Below are 20,715 nucleotides of genomic sequence, written 5' to 3' on the forward strand. Positions count from 1 at the left end.
AGGCTGATCCTTTGCACGGAAATGGGACTGCTGAGTTTTCAAGATTTGAGTTCAGGGAAATCAGTGAAGGAAGGGAGGAACAGTCGCAAAATTCACTACAGGCTGAACCTGAATGATTGAATGGACCAAGGCACAACATGGGACGTCTCAGAAACGACGGCACACGAGATGCTGCTGAATTGAAATCAGCGGTCTTGATCTCTGTTTTATTTCGTTTTGAGTCAGTTCTGATTGAGTGGATTCAGATGATCTGTCAATCCGTCGACGCGTGAGGTGAAACTCCAGTTTCAGGGCAGACAGAATTCGAGCTGAAAAGACCCTAACACTATGGTCGCTCGCCAATTCCCAAATGTCAATCATCTGTTTCCTTATCCGTATCGAATTTCTCAATCGAAATGGTTGGCAATCGGGTCTCAGCAGTTCAAGATGCAGGTGATTGTGACGAAATTTCCGGGAACCTTCTTCCGAACCGTTTCGTCTCACGGATGGTGAATCAAAGAAACGGGCTGATTTCAGACGGGTAATCCGCAAATCTGGAATAACAGCCTCGACAGGATGCAAACATGTCTCGACCAACTTTCGCGGTGCTTCTTCTTTTTCTGTGCGGAGTGACCCTGTTGGGGGTCTTCAAAATTCAGGCTCAGACGCCGAATCTTGAGCAACAGCGTTCCGAGGGAGCAAAGCTGTACGAAGAGGGCCAGTTCAAAGAGGCACTCACGATCTTCCTGGGGCTCGTGAAATCAGAGGAAAACTCTGGGAAGACGTTGGCCTACGATCTCAAGAGTGCAGCAAATTGTTACCGAAAGCTTCAACAAATGCACGAACTCGACGATCTGCTCCAAGTGATCATCAGCATTCACTCTGAGGATTGGAGAGGCTACTGGATGGCTGCACAAGAATTGCAGGCAAGTCCATCCAACGGTTTCGTCGTCGCGGGAGAGTTTCGACGGGGAAATCAGCGGGGCGGCGGTGAGTATGCGTCGGTCGAAGATCGAGATCGTGTTCAATCGCTTCAATGGATGATGGAAGCAAAGCGGCTGATGCCGAGCGATGTGCCTCCCGAGGAACAAGCCAAATTCTACGAATTCTTCGCTCAGGTCTTTGCGAAGGGACGATTGGGAACACACTCCTGGTTGCTCCAAGACTTGACCTCACTCGACGAACTTCCCGACCCGGTCGTCGGATACCGATACAATTACCGTTCACAGAAAGATCGAGCGGCTCCCGTCGATGAAGAAGGACATCCCATCTTTATTTCGATTCCGTCGTCACTGGAAGAGGCCACTTCCGACGGCGAACGATGGCGCTGGTGCCTGCAACAAGCTGCCGAGAAGGACCCGTCGCAAAAACCAAGGCTCGATTTCAATTTCGCAGAGTTTGCCCGCTCCCAGTTTGGCGTTCCAACTCTCAGACGCTGGGGCATCAATCTCAGCGGTCTCAACTCCAACGATGACGATTCCGCAGAATCCAAAACGTGGCAACTTCCCACACTCGCAGAAGACGAAATGATCGCGCGTCTCGCCACGGGAACTCTTCGCTTTAAGCTTCCGGAAGATTACGACTTCATCGGAAACCTTCGGAGAATCGGCAACAGCGACACCAAAGCCGATTCAGAGCGTGCTTTGCTCTTGCTGGCACAAATCTTCGAAGATCGACTTCAATACGACACCGCAGCTGAAGTCTGGAAATCAGCGATCGAGCGTCACGGGCCCGGAAACCGGAATTACCGACAAAAGCGGCTCGATCAGATCGTCAACAACTGGGGCCAATTTGAGTCCGTTCAAAGCCAGGCGCCCGGAGTCGGAGCGAAGATCGACTACCGATTCCGCAACGGAGACCTTGTTCATTTCGCTGCTCAGGAAATCAAAGTTCCCGAGTTAGTCAGAGACATTCAGACCTATCTCAAGTCATCGCCCAAAGAACTCGACTGGCGAAAGCTTCAGGTCGAGAACATCGGATATCGGCTCGTTGCTGAAAATGAAACCAAATATCTGGGCAAAACAGTCGCTGCCTGGTCCGTCGATCTGGAACCTCGCGAGAATCACTTTGACCGCCGGACGACGATTTCCACACCGCTGCAAAATGCGGGGGCCTATCTGCTGACGGCGAAAATGGAGGACGGTAACACAAGCCGAATCATCATTTGGCTCGACAATACCGCGATCGTCAAGAAACAACTCAACGGTCGGTCGATGTATTTCGTCGCGGATACAGTGACGGGAGAACCACTCAATCGTGTCCCGGTCGAGTTCTTCGGATGGAAACAAGAACTCGTTCCGAACACCATTCGAGACTACGCGATTTCGGTCAAACAGCACGCTGAGTTCACCGACGAGAACGGGATCATCCTCGCCGACGAAAAACTTCTCTCTGACGAAATGCAGTGGATGGCGATCGTTCAGTCTGAGGACGACCGCTTTGCTTACCTCGGATTCAGCGGCGTCTGGTACGGTGATTATCGACGATCGAGATACGACCAGCACAAAGTCTATGTCGTCACGGATCGTCCGGTGTATCGACCAGAACAAACGGTCGAATTCAAGTTCTGGCTGCGTGAAGTCACCTACGAAAAGACCGATGCCGAACGATTCGCAAATAAGGAATTCACCGTTCGAATTCGTGATCCGAAAGGGACGGAAGTTTTCAAGCAGAAAATGGCCACCGACAAATTCGGGGGACTGGCAGGCAGCTATGAAATCCCGGAAGGAGCCGCTCTCGGAAACTATGATCTTTCCATTGATCATCAATTTGGAATCAGCGGAAGAAATTCCTTCCGTGTTGAGGAATACAAGAAGCCGGAATTTGAGGTGACGATTGATGCTCCACAGACACCTGTGGAACTGGGAGACTCAATCCAGGCAACGATTTCAGCCCGATACTTCTTCGGAGCCCCCGTCACCAACGCCAAAGTTCAGTTTAAGGTCGAGCGATCAAAGCACGATTCGCGCTGGTTCCCCGTCACTCGCTGGGACTGGCTTTACGGCAGCGGATACTGGTGGTTTGGTTCCCAGTATCAGTGGTACCCTGGTTTCAGTCGATGGGGCTCATTGCCGCCGATTCCCGGTTGGTGGAACTGGAACCCGGATCCCCCCGAACTGGTTCTCGATCAGGAAGTTGAGATCGGTCCCGATGGAACCGTTCAAATTGACATCGACACATCACTTGCAAAAGTCCTGCACGGCGACAGTGATCACGAATACGAAATCACTGCTGAAGTGACCGATGCCTCTCGCCGCACAATCGTCGGTTCCGGCTCTGTCCTTGTCGCTCGTCGACCTTTCAATGTGTTCGCATGGACAACTCGCGGACACTACTCGGTCGGAGATGTCATCGACGCAGAGTTTCAGGTTCGCACGGTCGACGGGAAAGGTGTTCAGGGAACGGGATCGCTCAAACTTCAACAGATCTCCTACGACGAAAACGGAGTGCCGCAAGAAAAGACCGTTGAGGAATGGGAACTCAACACAAACGAAGACGGAAGAGTCTCACAAAAAATCAACGCACAGTCCGCCGGACAGTATCGCCTCTCGTATTCTGTCACCGCGGAAGACAAGACAATTGAGGGAGCTTGCCTGTTCGTGATTCGCGGAACTGGATTCGACGGATCTGACTATCAGTTCAACGATCTCGAACTGATCCTCAACAAGCAAACCTACGCACCCGGCGAAGAGATCGAACTTCTCGTCAATACGAACCGGATCGGTTCGACTGTCCTGCTGTTCGTGCGAGCTGAGAACGGACTGGCCCCGGCCAAACCTCAGGTTTTGCGACTCGACGGCAAAAGCACCGTCGTCCCGATTGATGTCGTCGATCGCGACATGCCGAACTTCTTCATCGAAGCGATCACCATTTCCAACGGGGAACTTCATACCACCGTTCAGGAAGTCGTCGTTCCGCCTCAAGATCGCATCATCAATGTCGAAATTCTGACGGAAACCGAAAAGTTCCGCCCCGGACAGCAAGCGGACATACAAGTCAAATTCACCGACGACGAAGGCAAACCTTTCGAAGGCTCACTCGTCATGAGCGTGTATGACCGGGCGGTCGAGTACATCTCCGGTGGTTCGAATGTGACCGAGATTCGCGAGTTCTTCTGGAAATGGAAACGGAACCACTACCCGAATACCGAGCATAACCTCAGCAAGTATTTTGGGTTGCTCACGAAGTCCGGGGAAATTCTGATGGGGAACATCGGGATCTTTGGCGGTGAGGTCGCAGACACCGACAAACTCGCCAAGAGCAAACTTGAGCTCGCTGATGGGGCTCCTCAACGCAAGGGTGGTCGAATGATGAACACTCGAGCGATGCCCACTCCGATGTCAGCCGTGGGGGGAGGAGTCACGGAATCGCTCGCTGCAGATTTTGGAGCAGAAGCCGCTGTCGAAGCTGAGATGGTCGCACCAACCGTCCGGACCAATTTCGCCGATACAGCTTTCTGGGATGCCGATCTCACAACAAATCACGACGGGATCGCTGAGATCTCGTTCACGATGCCGGAAAACCTTTCCTCATGGAAGATGCGTGCCTGGGGTCTCGGAGCCGGAACAGCAGTCGGAGAAGCAACGACCGAAGTCGTCACGTCCAAAGATTTCGTCGTTCGACTTCAAGCTCCGCGATTCTTCGTCGAGAAAGACGAGATTGTCATCTCTGCGGTCGTTCACAACTATCTCGAAACGGCCAAACAAGCAGAAGTCTCGCTCGATCTCAGTGGGAACACGCTCGAATTCCTCTCTCCTGACGCCCAGAAGCAGACCGTTCGAATCACCGCCGGAGGGGAAGCCCGCGTTGACTGGCGAGTCAAAGCGGTCGCTGAGGGAACCGCCACAATCACTGTGCAGGGACTGACCGACGAAGAGTCGGATGCGATGGAAATGTCTTTCCCAGTGTTTGTCCATGGGTTCGAAAAATTCGAGTCGTTCTCCGGAGTCATTCGTCCGGAAGACACAAGCGATCAAATTGAAATCGTTGTCCCCGAAGAGAGACGACCTGAGCAAACCCGGCTCGAGATTCGATATTCACCGACACTCGCGGGAGCAATGGTCGACGCCCTTCCCTACCTCGCTGAATATCCTTATGGCTGTACCGAACAGACCCTCAACCGGTTCGTGCCGTCAGTCATCACGCAGGGAATTCTGCGTCGCATGGGGTTGAATCTGGCTGAGATCAAGGAAAAACGAACAAACCTCAATGCTCAGGAAATCGGTGATCCGAATGAACGGGCAGCTCGCTGGAAGCGCTTCGACCGGAACCCGGTCTTCGACGAAGCTGAGCTCGCTCGCATGGTTAAGAAAGGGGTCCAGGATCTCACATCGATGCAGAACTCCGATGGAGGATGGGGATGGTTCTCAGGTTATGGGGAACGTTCTTATCCGCACACGACAGCAGTCGTGGTCCACGGTCTGCAACAAGCTGCGAAAAACGATATCGCGATCGTCGATGGAATTATTGAGAAGGGAATTAGCTGGCTCACTGAGTATCAAGTTGAGCAAGTCAAGTTGCTGGAAGAAGGTGATCGCCAGGCTGAGAAGCCGAGCCGAAGGCGCTATCGCTCCGAAGCCAACAACCTCGACGCTCTCGTCTTCTCGGTCCTCGTCGACGCAGGTGAGGTCAATCCGTCGATGCAGAAGTATCTCTACCGAGATCGACTGAAACTTTCACTGTATGGTCAGGCTCTCACCGGTCTCGCTTTCGACAAGATTGGTGCCAATGAACAACGCGACATGATCGTTCGCAACATCGACCAGTTCATCACTGTCGATGATGAAAATCAGACCGCTTATATCGATCTGCCAAACAACGGATACTGGTGGAACTGGTATGGAAGCACGATTGAAGCGAACGCTCAATACCTCAAGTTGCTCTGTCGTACCGCACCGCAGGACCCGAAAACTTCCGGTCTCGTGAAGTTCATTCTGAACAACCGAAAGCATGGATCTTACTGGACCAATACACGAGATACTGCCTATTGCATTGAAGCACTCGCTGAGTACCTCGAAGCGACGAACGAACTGAAGCCGGACATGACGGTGGAAGTCTTCATCGACGGAGAACGCAAGAAGTCGGTCAAAATTACCTCCGACAACCTGTTCACTTTCGAGAACGCCTTCGTGATCGAAGGAGAGGATCTTGCGTCCGGAGAGCACACCATCGAACTCCGCAAGACCGGAAGTGGCCCGTTGTATCACAACGCGTACCTAACGAATTTCTCGCTTGAAGACTTCATCACGAAAGCGGGACTGGAAATCAAAGTTCAGCGAAAGTTCTATCGACTCGTTCAGGACGAGGACGCCAACTCAGTCGTGTCCGGAAGTCGCGGACAGGTCATCGACCAGAAAACGCTGAAGTACGACCGAGTTCTTCTTGAAAATCTCAGCGATGTGAAAAGCGGAGACCTCATCGAAGTGGAACTCGAAATCGATTCGAAGAACGACTACGAGTACGTTATTTTCGAAGACCTCAAAGCTGCCGGAACGGAACCCGTCGAACTGAGAAGTGGTTACACGAGCGGCGGTCTCCGGGCTTATGTCGAATTTCGAGACGAACGAGTCGCCTTCTTCATGAGAAGCCTCGTACGCGGAAAACATTCCGTGAGCTACCAACTCCGGGCAGAAATCCCCGGACGATTCAGCGCACTCCCCGCCCGGGCCTACGCCATGTACGCTCCCGAACTGAGAGGGAATTCCGACGAGTTCAAGTTGATTATCGAAGACGCCGAGGAGTGAACGCTGAGTAATTAACTCGAAGTAAACAACTCGAAGCGATAGGAAAAGAAAGGACGCCGGATTGGATCCGGCGTCCTTTTAATTTGAACTCACGTTACTCCTGAAGTTCACTCGCTGCAGCTGTAATGACTCGTCGAAACAGCTCGGAGAACTGCTGTGAAGAATTGCAGCAATTCGGGTGATTCAACGCATCCTCCGAAACACGCAACCAGTTCGAGTGAGGAAGCAACGTGCTTTAGAGCAAGTTGCTCTTTCCTGTGCACTCGCTTGCACTGTTTCACAAGTTAAAAGGCTGTGCTTGCTCGTGCGAGGGAGTGCATACAAAATCAGAAAATGCTCTAGTTGGAAGAGCGATCGACGCTTTCTTCCCAAAGCCCATCGCGAATCAGATATCCGGTGATCTTTTCGACGACATCAGGATGCTCCGCTGCAAGGTCGGTCTCTTCGCCCGGATCGGTTGTCACATCATAAAGTTTCCAGGTTCCGGGAGACTCCAAGTCTGCATTTCGGTTTGGCTTCTCTGGATAGCGAACGAGTCTCCATTTGCCTGACCGGACGCCAACACTCGTGCGTCCCTCCTGGCTCGCAAAATAAAGGTATTCGTGACGTGGTTGTTCAGAATCATTTCCGAGCAATGTCGGCAAGTAGGAAATTCCATCGATCCCGTCGGGAACTTCCGCACCGGCGAGTTCACAAGCAGTCGGAAGAAAATCGTAGAAGGCGGAAGGAAGATCACTTGTCGTTCCAGCTGGAATGGTTCCCGGCCAGCGTGCGATGAGAGGAACTCGAATCCCGCCTTCGTGCATCGAACGTTTGTATCCCTGCAGCGGCCCGTTGGAATCGAAGAAGTCGTGCTTGTGTCCGCCTTCTTCGTGGGGACCATTGTCTGAAGTGAAAATGACGAGCGTCTTTTCTGTTAGCTCAAGATCATCAAGCAGCGCCATCAGGCGTCCGACATCTCGGTCCATGTGCGTGATCATCGCCGCGAATCCTTTTTCGGGATTGGGCCAGTCACGATCCTTATAGATTCCGTAGTCGGGGACTTCCATGCCATCACCGAGAACGCGCCCTCCCTCGTTGTTCGCGTGCGGAATGGTCCAATGAATGTGAAGCAGAAACGGTTCTTCAGCGTTCTCTTTCACAAAATTCATGGCAGCATCTGTCATGAAGTCATGAGAGTAGCTGACCCGCACCGACGAAACTCGACCGCGACCGTTTTCGTAGTCTCCGATCACATTTCCGGGGAGGGTGACCTGTGTCTGATTTTCCCACAGGAAGGTCGGGTAGAAATTGTGGGCATTGCTTTGATTCAAGTATCCGAACCAGTAGTCGAACCCGTTGTTGTTAGGATGCCCCGGATTGTTGATTTCTTCCGGAGTGTCCACATTCCCCAGAGCCCACTTTCCGACTCCTCCGGTCCGGTAACCAACCTCTTTGAGTTGTCGACTGACGGTTGATTCCATCCCGGTCAAGCTGCGCGCTCGATTTCCGATGAGCCCGGTCGTCCCGCAGTGTTGACCGGTCCAGAGCACCAGTCGTGATGGTCGGCATACGGTATGTCCGGAATAGTGATCAGTGAAACGCATTCCCTGGCTCGCAAGCCGATCGATGTTGGGTGTTTCAATCACCTCTTGCCCATAGCATCCAAGATCCCCGTACCCCAGATCATCCGTCATGATGTAGATGATATTCGGGCGATCAGCCGCCTGAAGCAGACCGACCGGGATGAAGAACTGTAGTCCGAATAGCGTAAGTATGAACTTCAACAATAGAAACTCCTCAAGTTGCAATATTCATGAATGCCCGCAGCCCGAACTCTTCCCGATTCATCAGGACTTCGACTGAGACAGAACGAGCAACGTCTGCGCCGCACGGATGCGAGCATCAAAGTGTTCGTCTTCCAACAGCTGCAAGAGCAACTCTTTCGCCTCAGTGGCTCGTGCATCTCCCGCAAATGTCGCTGCATTGGTCCGGATGGCAGGGTCAGCGTCGGTGAGATTGTCCATCAGCGCCTTCAATCCCTCAGCATCACCAAGCGATGCTAATGCGTGCTCGTTGTAAGCTTTGACGAGAGGATCTTTCGCGCGTTTGACGTTTCGACGCATTTGCGGAATGTCCGATTGATCACCGATCCGAGCCAGAATCCAGGCTGCTATCCGGAAAGTCTGTTCGTCATCGCTCTTTAATTCTTGACGAAGAAGCTGCATGGCCTGCTCATCTCCAGACCTCGCCAGTGCCGCTGCTGCCATGAGCTTTGTCTTCATGTCAGTGGTCGTTCTCAGCACTCGCTTCAGCCGCTTCCCATTCCCGATTTCGTCAACCTTGAACAGACTTTCGGCCGCGTGTGTGTGACCGTATGTGTCCGTTTTATCAAGGATTTTCAGCATCGCCGCTGCGTGCTCGGTCGCACCTGCCCGAACCAGTTCGCGAGCGAGACCGCAGCGCTTTTGATCGTCCGTTTCAAGTGGCAATTTTGGTTCCAGCGCTTCGCGAACCTCCGCGCCATACCCTGCCAGAGTGAGTGCCTCCGCTGCATGCATCGCGGGCCAAAATTCGTCGGAAGCCATGGCTCCTCGAAGAATCTTAAGGCACTGCTCTTTCTGAGCATCGGTCAATTGGATTGTCTCTGAGGAAGCCTGTTGCCGATCACCTTCGCTGGCAAGCGCGAATGGAGAGACAAACAGAGCGAAGCAGCACATCAGCAGGAGGGTTTTCATCAGTCGACCACTCTTCAATCGGGAGAAATCTGAACTGAGCATCACATTACAGTTCTTTGATGCATTTGTCTTCCGATGGAACGAACAAACCATTGAACGCTGAATTTCGTTGACGAATCACTCTTCGAAATCCTGAATGTTCGTTTCGAGCATCCGTTTTAAGCCGAGGAAATCTCCCCCGTGAGCGAGAAGTTGCGCCCCCTGCTCGCGACGTTTCTGAATCTCTTCCTTGCCGCTGACCGGGCAGGCCCACGCTTTGCCATGCTTTTTGCACGCTTCTGCTGTCCGTTGATAAGCATCCTCAAGTGACCAGCCCGTCTCCTGATGCCGCAGCCGCAGGCCGAGATCCCCCGGCCCAATAAACAGAACGTCGACTCCGTCGGTCGCAGCAATTTGTTCGACATTCTCAACAGCTTGAGGAGTTTCAATTTGAACGACGAGAAATGTTTCTCGATTGGCTTCTTCGGGAAACGTCATCGGATCATTGCACAGAAAATCGGCGTCCAGTCCAGCTCCGTCGAGCCCTCGATCTCCAATCGGCGGAAACTTGACGGCATCGACCAGCGTGGCGGCTTTTTCAGGCGTGCTGACGTGTGGAATCATTAACCCAGTCGCTCCGTCTTCGAGAAGTCGATATAGGCGGGTTTTCTCGAGGGTTCGCGCACGGACCATGATGTCGATGTCGAATAGATGGCCGAAGGCGAGGAGTGACTGAATCTGATGGTCTTCCAACTGCCGATGTTCGGTATCCAGCCAGATACAATCGTAACCAGCGTTCGCGGCATGCTTGATGTAGGCCGGGATGTAATGTCCCAGCGCGCACATACGTGCCGTTTCTCCAGCACGAATTTTCGCAAGTGTCCGACTTCTTCGCATTGTGATCCTGCAGTTCTTTGAGGATAAGGGAGGCGGTATGGGTGGGCGCAAGGGAGGAGTTTGTCAGCCGTCAGTAACTTCGTCAATCGCCGCTCGTGTCAGCTTTTTCGGAAGCTGAAGGACCGTCGGAGGTCATCAGACTCACCAGACAGCCGACTCCCAGATTCACAGCCAGAGCGACCGGAGCGATCCACTGAAAACTGACCGGGTCTGTCATTTGATCGGCGTCAACGAAGAACCGGTAGAACGGACCCGAAAACGCGATCAAAACGGCAGTCACGATCCCGCAAGCTGTTCCGATCCACACACCAGTTCGACTCGCGAAGGGAACGAACAACGCGTAGAAGAACAGCCCGAAAATCGGAGTGGCCAGCAGGTTCGACGTCTTCTGCGTCACCGCAGTAATATTGCCGGGAACTCGATCCATCACGGAGCTGAGAATCACGACAAACAATCCGATTCCGAACGCCAACCGCCGAGCGAGACGAACGTGAGCTTCTTCGGATTCGGGCTTCTTTCCGAAGCGATCGAGTCCGTCAGTCATCACGACAGCAGTAATCGAATTCACTCCGGAATCGAGACTCGACATGGCTGCCGCAAACATCGCTGCGATCACGAGTCCAGAGACTCCCGGAGGAAGTAAGTGCGAGATGAAAAACGGGAAGAGATCATCTGCGTCCGCTTTGAGATTCGTGCCCGGTGGAAGCTGATCGAGATTGGCTTCGAAGTAACCAAGGAGAGCGAATCCAACGAGCCCTAAAGTGATCGCGACAATCACCGCGACGATCAACTGAATGGCCAAAGCTCTGCGTGCCGCAGCAGCATCTTTCGTCGCCATAAACCGCTGCACAGAAGTTTGATCTCCTCCCAGAGTACAGACGTACCAGGTTCCCTGGCTGAGGATGGCGCCGATGACAGTCAATCGCGTCGCAGCGTTTTCAGGGAAAATTGGTTGTCGATCCCAAATCGGATGCCACTGACTGGGAAACCAATGAAAGCCTCCCATTTTGGAAGTGACGATCGCGATGACGGTCAGCGCCCCGCCGTAGAGCAGCAGCGTCTGAATTGCGTCGGTAATGACCACCGCGCGGAGACCTCCCAGCGACGTATAAATCACAGCGACAGTTCCCGTGATCAACGAGACGAGTGGAATCCATCGCTCATCAGCCCCAATCATCGTTGTGAGTGCTTTAGCTGTGAGATAGACCAGTAACGCCATCCAGATAAGTCTCAGAATGACAAACATCCCGGCGCCAAGAAGCCGAATTTCGAGCCCGAGTCGCTTCTCCAGCAACTCGTAGGCACTTGTGACTCGATGTCGCATGTATACCGGCAGCATTCCGAATCCGACGATCAGAAAGACAAACGGCAACGAGAGAAGGCTGCAAAATTGAACAGGCCCTTTCCCAAGCGCTTCGCCGGGAAACGACAGATAAGAAATTGTGCTCAGAAGCGTCGCGAACAATGACACCCCGATCAGCACGGGATTCATTGCTCCGCTGCCGACAAAGTATTCTTTGGTCGAGGTTTGTCTACGACTGAAATACCATCCCAGCCAGATCGTGCCAACTGCATAAGCAAGCACAATGATCCAGTCAATCGCTGCCAGGCCAGTCTGCCCGGCGTCTGGATCAAATACGTTCGGCAAGTCTGCGAGGAGGAGAGACTTCGGGAGGGATAGTGACGTTTGGAAGACTCCTGAAAGACCCATCAGCATGAATCATACTTTCCAATCAAGAATCGAATTCAGTTGATGTGTCACGGTAGTCAATCATCCCCGGATTGAATAGCGCCGCCAGCAATTCATGACGATTCAGAATGGGAACTTCTGTCGAACAGAGAGATCAACACTGCTGCGAGCAGGCAGCCGACAAGATTCGAGACAAGATCCCACCCGGTGTTGAGATAACCGCCGACATTGGTTTCGGGAACAAGCAGCGTCGCAGCGAATTCGACCACTTCGTTAAGTGCTCCAAATCCCATCCCGGCAGCGGCGCACAGCGTCAGCAATCCGAAGGTCGGCGCGATGTCCGCACCCGATTTTTGAAACGCCGCCTTCAATGCTTGCCAGCAGATCCATGTCGTCAGGCCAAATCCGTACGCATGCACCAACTGGTCATACTTCAGCCGATTCGGAATCAACCACAGGTTGTACAAGACCGAGGATGTTCCTTCGGTCGGCCAGGACTCCGGAACATGAACGAGCCCACCGCACATATGTGCCAAACCCCAAAGCGAGAGGCCCCACAACGCAAGTGGATGCAATCGGACTCGATGATGCAGCCACAACACTGGCCCCAAAAGCACGCCCATGACGCCGACGTAAATCACGAATTCCATTTTGCCTGACGCAAAGGAACTCCACAGCGCGGGGGCGATGTACAACATCGTCACCAATAGAATTGTTTTCTCGCTTGTCAGCAACCCTCTCATCGGATCTCCTCATCGTCGGGATCGCCTGAGAATACCGATTCTTGAAGAATTGTGTACTTCGATCCCGAACGCGAAAGCTCCGATTGATAATACACCATGCGATCAAACAGAAACTTTCCGAACTCCTGATCGCGATGTGTGTCGATCAGCTCCATCAGAGATTCCGGAGGCTTTCCATTGACTCGCGCAACTGTGAGATGCGGCGTGAATCGCCTTCCTTCTCGCGGAAACCCGATCGTTTCGAGAGCATCCGTCAGTCGCTCCGCCAGTGAAATCATCGGCTGCTGCGGATGGCAACCAATCCACACTACGCGTGGGCGTCTGCGATTGGGAAAAGCTCCCACTCCCTGAAGCGTGAGCTGTTGTTCTTGAGTTTCCTGGATAACCTCATTCATCACCTCACACACAGCGGAGATTTGATGATCTTTGGTTTCGCCCAAAAACGCGATCGTGAAGTGAAGCATTTCCGGACGGTTCGCTCGCACGGTGCCTTGAATTTTGCGAAGCGATCCAAGGAACCGACCAAGTTGTTCGGTCGGCTCGATGGGGATCGCAAGAAACGAACGAATCGTCCGGGACATAACCTAACAGCAAATCATCAGAATCAGGCGGGCGGCTGACCATCTTTCCATGGACCAGCCAGCTTCATATAGGCAGGTTCTTCGAGAGTACTTCCGTAATCTCCGGCAGTCCACCCAGGAATGTGCTTCGGCTTCCCGCGTTCTTTCGAGATTTTCTCCCATTGATCTGCCCACGACTTGCCGCCCTGATGGGCTTCGAACGCATTGACGGGACCCGTCTTCGGATCGAAGTAGTAGCAGACGCCGTTTCGGTAACTCTGAGCCCCGAGAATGACTGTTGTCACTGCGGCGGCTCCGAGATCAGGCGGGTTGTTGCAGTCGAGTGGATTGCCTGAGTTCATGGCAGCAATCCAGTTCTTGAAGTGTTCGTAAGTCTGATCGTCAATCGGTTCCGTCTGAATCGTTTCCTCAGCGAGGGAACTGTCACGAGTCACTTGAGGACGTTCAGGGATGTATTGAATCTTATCCCCATTGAAGATGAACGAACCAAAGTGCCCGCGAATACACTGATCGATTCGCGATTCCTGGCTACACATCGTCGACGAGACAAGGCCGTGAACACCTTCGGGATAGTCCGCCGCGACGGTGGCGACATCGGGTACGCCTCGACCATCGTACTCAAGGTACAATCCACCCGCCCCGACAACACGGCCGGGATAACGCAATCCAGTCGCTTTGAGCATCATCGTGACACGATGGACGAAGAGGTCTGTGTACATCCCGGACCCAAACGGCCAGAAGCGTCGCCACTGCTTGTACACTTCTCGATCAAACGGTCGGTCTTCGGCCAGACCTTCTTCGACTCCCAGCCATCGCTGCCAGTCGATGTTCTGCGGAGTCATGTCCTTCTTGAGTTCATAATACCGCCATTGTCCCTGAGCCGAGTTCCGGAAGTACTCAGTCTGGAACATCATCACCTTTCCGAGTTTCCCGTCGTTGAGGAGTTCCCGGGCGTGATTCCAAACCGGTTGGGAGGTTCCCTGAACTCCGACCTGCATCACTTTTCCGGAGTCTTCCCACTTCTCGACGACATCGAGAGCTTCCTCGACATTCTTCGTCATCGGCTTTTCGCAGTAGACGTGCAGCCCAGCAGCGAGTGAATCGAGAACCTGTTTGTGATGCCAGTGATCCGGCGTCGCGATGGAAACGGCATCGAGATTCTCTTTTTCGAGCATTTCTCGATAGTCCACGTATTGCGTGGGAGTATTTCCGTTTTTCTCCTTAATGTAGTCAGCCACCTTCTCTCGCTGGACAGAAAAGACTTCTGCGACGGAAACGAGTTCGATATTGGCCCCTTCATTTTTCAGTTTCGCCAGTGTCCTGACATGCGCACCAAATCCACGACCTCCAGGACCGATGAATCCAATTCGGATGTTCTGGTTGGGAGACTGCGCGGGTGCGTCTTTCGCGGACAGGCCGACGAATGCACTCGTTCCGGCGGCGATGGCTCCCGAGCTTTTCAAAAAACTGCGGCGGTTGACAGAATCGGTCATCGTCTTCCTCGTAAGAAGTTGAAAGAATCAAACATGCGAGACGTGGATTTTTCTCACGCCGACATTCATCATGCTTGAAAATGGTGCACACTCAAGCATCAAACATAGCTGATCCGTCGTTTGATCAGAAGCTTGAACGTGTTCGACGACTGCTCACTCAACAAGTCCAGACCTTCACACTGAAATCTTCGTATGCCTAAGCTTGAAGAACCTTCGCTCAACGTTGTTTTGCATTCCCCAGAGATTCCACCGAATACGGGGAACATTGGTCGAACCTGCGTCGCAGTCGGAGCAAAATTGTGGTTAGTCAAACCGATTGGCTATTCTCTCGAAGACAAGTATCTGCGCCGGGCTGGACTGGATTACTGGCAGTACCTCGACTTTGAAATCGTCGAAGACTGGGATCATCTTTTGGAAAAACTCGGTCCCAATCGAAATTACTGGTACTTGACGAAATTCGGAAAGAAAGTCTTCTGGGACGCCGACTTCAACTCGCAAGATGTGCTGGTCTTTGGAAGCGAAAGCCAAGGTCTCCCGGAAGAAATTCGCACAGCCAATGCCGACCACTGTCTCAGACTTCCGATGCGGAGCGAAGTCAGAAGCCTCAATCTTGCGAGTGCTGCCACAGCTGTGATTTATGAAGCAATGCGGCAAGTCGGTGGAGTGGAGTAAATTTACAACTGAGGATCGGTGGATAAGGCCCGTTCGTGACGAATCCTTCTGACGACTCCGTTCACTTACGTCTTCCACACTGGACACGTATCGTCTCGCTGGTGATCGCTTGCGGTGCACTGATTTCGATCGCGGGTTCCTTCACCTCCTACGATCTCCTTCGAGGATTTCTCGACCGATATTCCGGAGATGGGTCGGCGGATGCTTACACTCCCGGAGTTCATGATCGCATCACGACGTTTCTCCTCTTCACTGGTGTGATCGGCGGGCTTCTTGCTGCGACAGTCTGGTGGCTTCCGAAATCACTTTGGGACCGCGTTGAAATTCGAGGACGAACACGTCGAACGATCGAAGACTGGTTCGCGATCACATCGGAGAATGCTCTGCTGCTGTCACTCTTCTTCCTGTGTGCAGTGTTATTTCGGATTCCGTTTCTGAATGATCCGATTCGTTTTGATGAAGCCTATACTTACCTCAACTACGCCCGCCCTCCTGTGTTCATTGGCCTGTCGACCTATCACGATCCGAACAACCACGTCTTCAACACGCTGTTGATTCATCTCTCGACAAGCCTCTTCGGATACGATCCCTGGGCGATTCGGCTCCCCGCGTTTCTGGCGGGCTGCCTCTGTATGTTTTTCACCTACCTGGTCGGAGTGACTTTCGGAAATAAGAGCTGCGGAATCCTCGCAGCTTTGATTGTCTGCCTCTCTTCAGCGCTTATCGAATATTCGGCCCTCGGACGGGGCTACACGATGGTCGTTCTGTTCACACTGCTCGAAATCATCGTGGCAGGTCAGATTCTCAAAAGCTCATTCAACAGTTCCTCCGCAAACTCGACTGGGCAAGATGAACTCAAAACGCCTCAAATCGTTCCATTGAACGCGAAAGAAAGTTCACAAGGATCCGACAGTCCCAATGGGCTCGAATGGCCACTGATGGTGGTTTTCAGCAGCTTAGGATTGTGGACAATTCCGAGCATGGCTTACGCGAATGCCATGGTCTGGACTTGGCTGTTGATCACAGGAGTCATTTCCGAACCTCAGGTAGGTCGGAGGCGATTCATCATTTGCTGGATGACCGGTGTCGCGTCGGTGGCTCTTCTGACTATTGCTCTCTATTCCCCAATCATTGCCACTTCGGGACTGAAGAGCCTCACCGGAAACGACTTCGTCAAACCGCTGACCAGGGATCAGTTTCTGAAAGGGATCATTCCGGGAATTGAGACAACTGCTTCACTCCTCTTACGGGACTGGAATTTCGTTGCGTGGGCGGTCATCGTCATCGGATGGGTGATGGCAGTCGTCGAAACCATCCTGCTCACTTTACACAAGAAGCCCCTCTTCCCGGTTCCATTCGCCTGCAGCGTGTTGTCGGTCGCCCTGCTTCTTCTGGTTCAGCACGTCATTCCTCCGGCGCGAACGTGGCTGTTCTTAATTCCAATCTGTGCACTCATTTGCGGTTGGGGATGGAGCAGCACCCTCGACAAGATTCGATCACAGTCATTGAAGTCGAAAGTCTCGGGAGTCGCCTTCGCAGCACTTGTCGCAACACAAATACCCTTCTCAACGACATCAGAATCGATTCGCCAGTCAGACGAAACCGGTCGGTGCCCGGATGCCGAACGAGTTGTCCAGCGACTGTTGGAGATGCCGATTTCAGAATCCCAAGACGCAGCAAATTTCCCAATCGTGACGACAACACCCATCAGCAGCCCATTGGTGTTTCACGCCCAACGAAGCGGTCTCGACGAACAACACTTTGCAATTCCGACACAAGAAACCATTCACTACGCGATCGTTCTCGTCAGTCGAGAACATGGGCAATCGCCGGAAGCTGTGTTGCGTTCGCTTGGAACAAATACACCGATCGACTGGAGTCACGAAGAACAGCCGAACTTCACTCTCATCGATCAAATCGGCGAGGTCGAAATCTATCAAATCGACCCGCCAACATTGGCAGAATAGCTTCTTTCCAACACCGCACACACAATGAAACGCAACGGATTGCAACAAGTGCGAGTGCATCCACCTGCAAGAAATCCATGAATATGGGCTGAAGCGATTCGCGCGCGTATTGCATAGAGCATTTTCTGATTTGGTGTGCACTTACTCGCACAAGCAAACTCAGCCATTTGCCTGGTGAAAGAGTTCAAGCGAGCACGCAGGAAAGAGCAACTTGCTCTAGTCGTATCGATTCTGAGGGTTGGATCGCATCATCATCGACACAATCGGCTCGTGCAGTGCGATCGATTTCAGAATAGCCCTCTCATTCGTCGAAATCGAAACTGCACGATTCTCTGAACCGGTTCCGATCTTCCAAAATCAGTCCCGTCAGACAAATCGATCGTTCAGCACGCGCGGAATGTTTATCTGAAGTGATGCATCTTTCCGAGATGCGAATTCAAGGGGAGCCTCATGCGAAAGTGGATATTCGCCGTCCTGTTTGGATCGATGTGTTTTGGATCGATACCGAGCGAAGCCCCAGCGACCGATGCCCTCGACGCGCTTCGATTTCGCTATCCATGGAAGTGCTGTAACTGCAAATCAGGGCTCTCGTTCTTTGCCCCGTACAACGATCGGGATGTCACCCCCTGGCCAGCTGATGAACCGGTCCCAACGGGCTGGGTGGTCGTCGGTCATCGTCAGAGCCTGTTGCAGCTCAGTTCGACGTGCCACCTGCTGCTGATCCGGAAGATCCCGAATCGTCCCAATGCGGAAATGACGATGTGGGCCTGTCAACCTGTTCCTTCAGGCTGGAAGGTGATTGAAGAATTCCATCATCACCAGTTCCCCGGAAAAGGCGTCAACGCTTACCGAATCCGAAAGATCTATTAAGCCACTTCCAGCGTGGCTCGGCGCTCGCTTGTGGGAATTGCGTTCCAGTACGGACTCGGCTTTATTCGCTGATCTCTTGTGGATCGAATGTGACTCGAAGCGTATTCGTCCCTGGCGATGTCGCAGCTTGAATCAGCAGTCTCACGGACAGTTTTCGTGACAGCCGAATCTCGATTGCTCCAGATGGTAGAGCCGAACGCTTCCAGTGTCGCAATCGTAATATGCGTCTGCACAGGCAGTTACAAAAAACGGCCCAATCGTCCAACCACACAATTGAGAACAGAGGCTGGGAACTTCAACACGGGCCTGCACACGCACAGCTGGGAATCCCCCTCCAACAGAACCGCCTTGAAGCTGTAGGATCGACTGTTCATCGTTGTTCTCATAGAGACTGTGAGAACAGGGAAGGTCGGGAATTCCGGTCGGATGAATAATCATTCCCTGCCGAGGAATCTGACAGTTGCCCCAGCTTGCGAATTGCACATCTGAGCACGCACACGCAAGAGGTCCGAACTCCGGCGAGAGGGTATCAACGAATGTTCCTCGAACAAAAGTCCCGTCGTGAAAACAAACGGTGACTTGAACGCCCATCTTTCCAATGTCATCCGCTCCAATCGTCACCGAGGCCTGCCCTTGTCCCTGTCCGCGATCTCGCACCGGAGCCCGAAAACGAATGCGATCGCCGGGAGTGAATGGGTTGCACCCCGAGCCTGATCTCGGATCGCAGAATTCCAGAGTCAGAGTCTTGGATCGATACGACGGATGTGTTTGCCCGGTGACATCACGGCCGTTGCGAGAGCATTCACGTCTTCCACCTGAGGGTGTCGCTCCGGTTTGAACACCGATCAGAAATGAGACCTGATTGGGGTCAATTCCGAAGATGTCTGCCTGCGAAGTTCCAAGCAGGCCTTGAGCACCATTCTGCTGGAGATCGCAATCAATCTCACCCAACGTACATCGAACTCGATTTGCGGGCTGATTGTCTTGCCTGCTGGGAGAAACAGTCGGAGCTTCTCCCGTGAAATCAAAAACCGGGTTGGTGACTTGTCCATTGGGTGCGCGATAGACGTTCGGCAATTCGTAAGTCACGCGGTGAATTGAAAGCGACGAGTTGTTTCCATTTCCGGGTTGAAAGGAAATCCCCCAATCGTTGTCTCCGTCGATGACACCCTCGGCTGTGATGTCGAGCACAATACCGTAATCAGAACCGCAACCGGCTGGCTGCCACGTCTCAAACTGAAAATATTGCCCATCGTCGCGAAGGCTTCCAAAGACGAACACTCCGTCGCATTCATCGTTCTGGAACAAGCCCGATCCCGCTGAATAATTGAGTGTTGGATCAACTCCAGTGAGGTCGACCGGTCGCCCGTTGATCGTATTCGCAGAGGAGAAGCTGTTTCCGACTTGTCGTGGAAAGGTGGTATCTCCTGCTCCCGCATCCCCCCATGTCTTTACCGCAGCCATGGCAGCTGCCTCGAGCGCATTCGTCAATTGAATTCGAGCTGCCCACAGTGTCCCGACTTCCAGAACGATCGCGAGCGCGATCAGAAAAATGGGAATCGAGACAATCATCCAGAACGTGATGACTCCGGACCGATTCGAACCGTCCGTTCGTTCTCTCTTCAAAGCTTGGAAGAATGCTCGTGAATTCATGGACTCTCACCGAGATACGGGAAGGTCGTGACTCCGTGAATTCGACAATTCGAAAGGTCGAACCCAAACTGCGCGAGACAGTTTGGCGAGACAACTTCTGCCGGGAGACAGACGACCACTCTTACCGCGCGCGGCGCCCCAGTCATTATCTCCGGCAGCGGAGGATCACTTTCCGCTTCGCACTCGCCACTGGCGAATGAGCCCCCTGCCCCGACGGTATGTTGCAGCCTTAACCCGAGCGATGCACTGGGTCCGTATCCGGCATTCTCAAAGTAGAGGTCGACGGTTTCTCGCAAGTCGTCTGTGATCACGGATGACGACGCGCTGGCCAGTCCCGAAGTGATCGATACTTCCCTGGCAGCAATGCGACTTGCCATCGACACGTGCATCACTCCGACGAGCATCAACCCCATCTCAACAATGGAAAAGAGAACGATGAGAAGGATCGGCAACCAGACAATCGCTTCGAACGCAACGATTCCTCTTTGCGTTCGAAGCGATCGCCCCATGCTGTCAATTTTGGTTGCACGCATTGCACTTCTGTCTGGTTCCCGAAGTCCGATTCGCGCAGTGTTCGAACTGATCGCTGGTCAGCCTCGCACGCCTCAACGGCGCGCGCGAGATTGCTCGAACGTCGAAGCAAGTGCACAAAGATCGCGACTTACTCAAAGAGTGCACCACAATCGCTTATCGGGAACTCAAAGACAGCTTCGCAACGAAGAGAAACGAAG

Annotated in this window: 13 protein-coding genes; 4 read left to right on the forward strand and 9 right to left on the reverse strand. The window is 53.0% G+C overall.

Annotated elements, in window-relative coordinates; genetic code table 11:
• Positions 1-563 precede the first annotated feature (563 nt).
• Complete coding sequence (locus tag KOR42_RS13290) at positions 564-6,722, forward strand: alpha-2-macroglobulin family protein (protein WP_146510319.1); 6,159 nt, start codon at positions 564-566, stop codon at positions 6,720-6,722.
• A gap of 338 nt (positions 6,723-7,060) precedes the next feature.
• Here the strand turns inward: KOR42_RS13290 and KOR42_RS13295 are convergent, their stop codons facing one another.
• The 7 genes from KOR42_RS13295 to KOR42_RS13325 form a co-directional block, all read right to left on the reverse strand.
• Complete coding sequence (locus KOR42_RS13295; RefSeq protein ID WP_231740912.1) at positions 7,061-8,488, reverse strand: arylsulfatase; 1,428 nt, start codon at positions 8,486-8,488, stop codon at positions 7,061-7,063.
• 63 nt (positions 8,489-8,551) lie between these two features.
• Positions 8,552-9,439, reverse strand: a complete 888-nt coding sequence (locus tag KOR42_RS13300; RefSeq protein WP_197441157.1) for a HEAT repeat domain-containing protein — start codon at positions 9,437-9,439, stop codon at positions 8,552-8,554.
• A gap of 117 nt (positions 9,440-9,556) precedes the next feature.
• Positions 9,557-10,315: an HpcH/HpaI aldolase family protein gene (locus KOR42_RS13305; RefSeq protein ID WP_146510321.1), complete on the reverse strand. Its 759-nt coding sequence runs from the start codon at positions 10,313-10,315 to the stop codon at positions 9,557-9,559.
• An 82-nt stretch (positions 10,316-10,397) separates the two neighbouring features.
• Positions 10,398-12,032: a sodium:solute symporter family transporter gene (locus KOR42_RS13310; protein WP_231740913.1), complete on the reverse strand. Its 1,635-nt coding sequence runs from the start codon at positions 12,030-12,032 to the stop codon at positions 10,398-10,400.
• An 86-nt stretch (positions 12,033-12,118) separates the two neighbouring features.
• Complete coding sequence (locus KOR42_RS13315; RefSeq protein ID WP_146510322.1) at positions 12,119-12,748, reverse strand: DUF2238 domain-containing protein; 630 nt, start codon at positions 12,746-12,748, stop codon at positions 12,119-12,121.
• Positions 12,745-13,329, reverse strand: coding sequence for an RNA 2',3'-cyclic phosphodiesterase (gene thpR / locus KOR42_RS13320; RefSeq protein WP_146510323.1), 585 nt, complete (start codon positions 13,327-13,329; stop codon positions 12,745-12,747). Before thpR ends, KOR42_RS13315 begins: the two co-directional genes overlap by 4 nt.
• A gap of 23 nt (positions 13,330-13,352) precedes the next feature.
• Complete coding sequence (locus KOR42_RS13325) at positions 13,353-14,822, reverse strand: Gfo/Idh/MocA family oxidoreductase (protein ID WP_146510324.1); 1,470 nt, start codon at positions 14,820-14,822, stop codon at positions 13,353-13,355.
• A 192-nt stretch (positions 14,823-15,014) separates the two neighbouring features.
• On the opposite strand from KOR42_RS13325, the gene KOR42_RS13330 reads away from it, so the two are divergent.
• The 3 genes from KOR42_RS13330 (at position 15,015) to KOR42_RS13340 (ending at position 18,331) form a co-directional block, all read left to right on the forward strand.
• Positions 15,015-15,494 carry a tRNA (cytidine(34)-2'-O)-methyltransferase gene (locus KOR42_RS13330; RefSeq protein WP_146510325.1) on the forward strand — a complete coding sequence of 160 codons (480 nt, stop codon included), beginning with the start codon at positions 15,015-15,017 and terminating at the stop codon, positions 15,492-15,494.
• Between the two features lie 35 nt (positions 15,495-15,529).
• Complete coding sequence (locus KOR42_RS13335) at positions 15,530-17,461, forward strand: glycosyltransferase family protein (protein WP_146510326.1); 1,932 nt, start codon at positions 15,530-15,532, stop codon at positions 17,459-17,461.
• A 450-nt stretch (positions 17,462-17,911) separates the two neighbouring features.
• On the forward strand, positions 17,912-18,331 hold the full coding sequence (locus KOR42_RS13340; RefSeq protein WP_146510327.1) for a hypothetical protein: 420 nt from the start codon (positions 17,912-17,914) through the stop codon (positions 18,329-18,331).
• Positions 18,332-18,472: 141 nt separating this feature from the next.
• Here the strand turns inward: KOR42_RS13340 and KOR42_RS13345 are convergent, their stop codons facing one another.
• A complete protein-coding gene (locus KOR42_RS13345) occupies positions 18,473-19,984 on the reverse strand; it encodes a pilus assembly protein TadG-related protein (RefSeq protein WP_146510328.1) in 1,512 nt (503 codons plus the stop codon).
• Positions 19,981-20,517, reverse strand: a complete 537-nt coding sequence (locus KOR42_RS13350; protein ID WP_146510329.1) for a TadE/TadG family type IV pilus assembly protein — start codon at positions 20,515-20,517, stop codon at positions 19,981-19,983. The genes KOR42_RS13345 and KOR42_RS13350 overlap by 4 nt, the downstream gene beginning before the upstream one ends.
• Between the last annotated feature and the right edge of the window lie 198 nt (positions 20,518-20,715).

It is taken from the genome of Thalassoglobus neptunius, from assembly GCF_007859735.1.
In the GTDB taxonomy this organism is placed as follows: Bacteria; Planctomycetota; Planctomycetia; order Planctomycetales; family Planctomycetaceae; genus Thalassoglobus; species Thalassoglobus neptunius.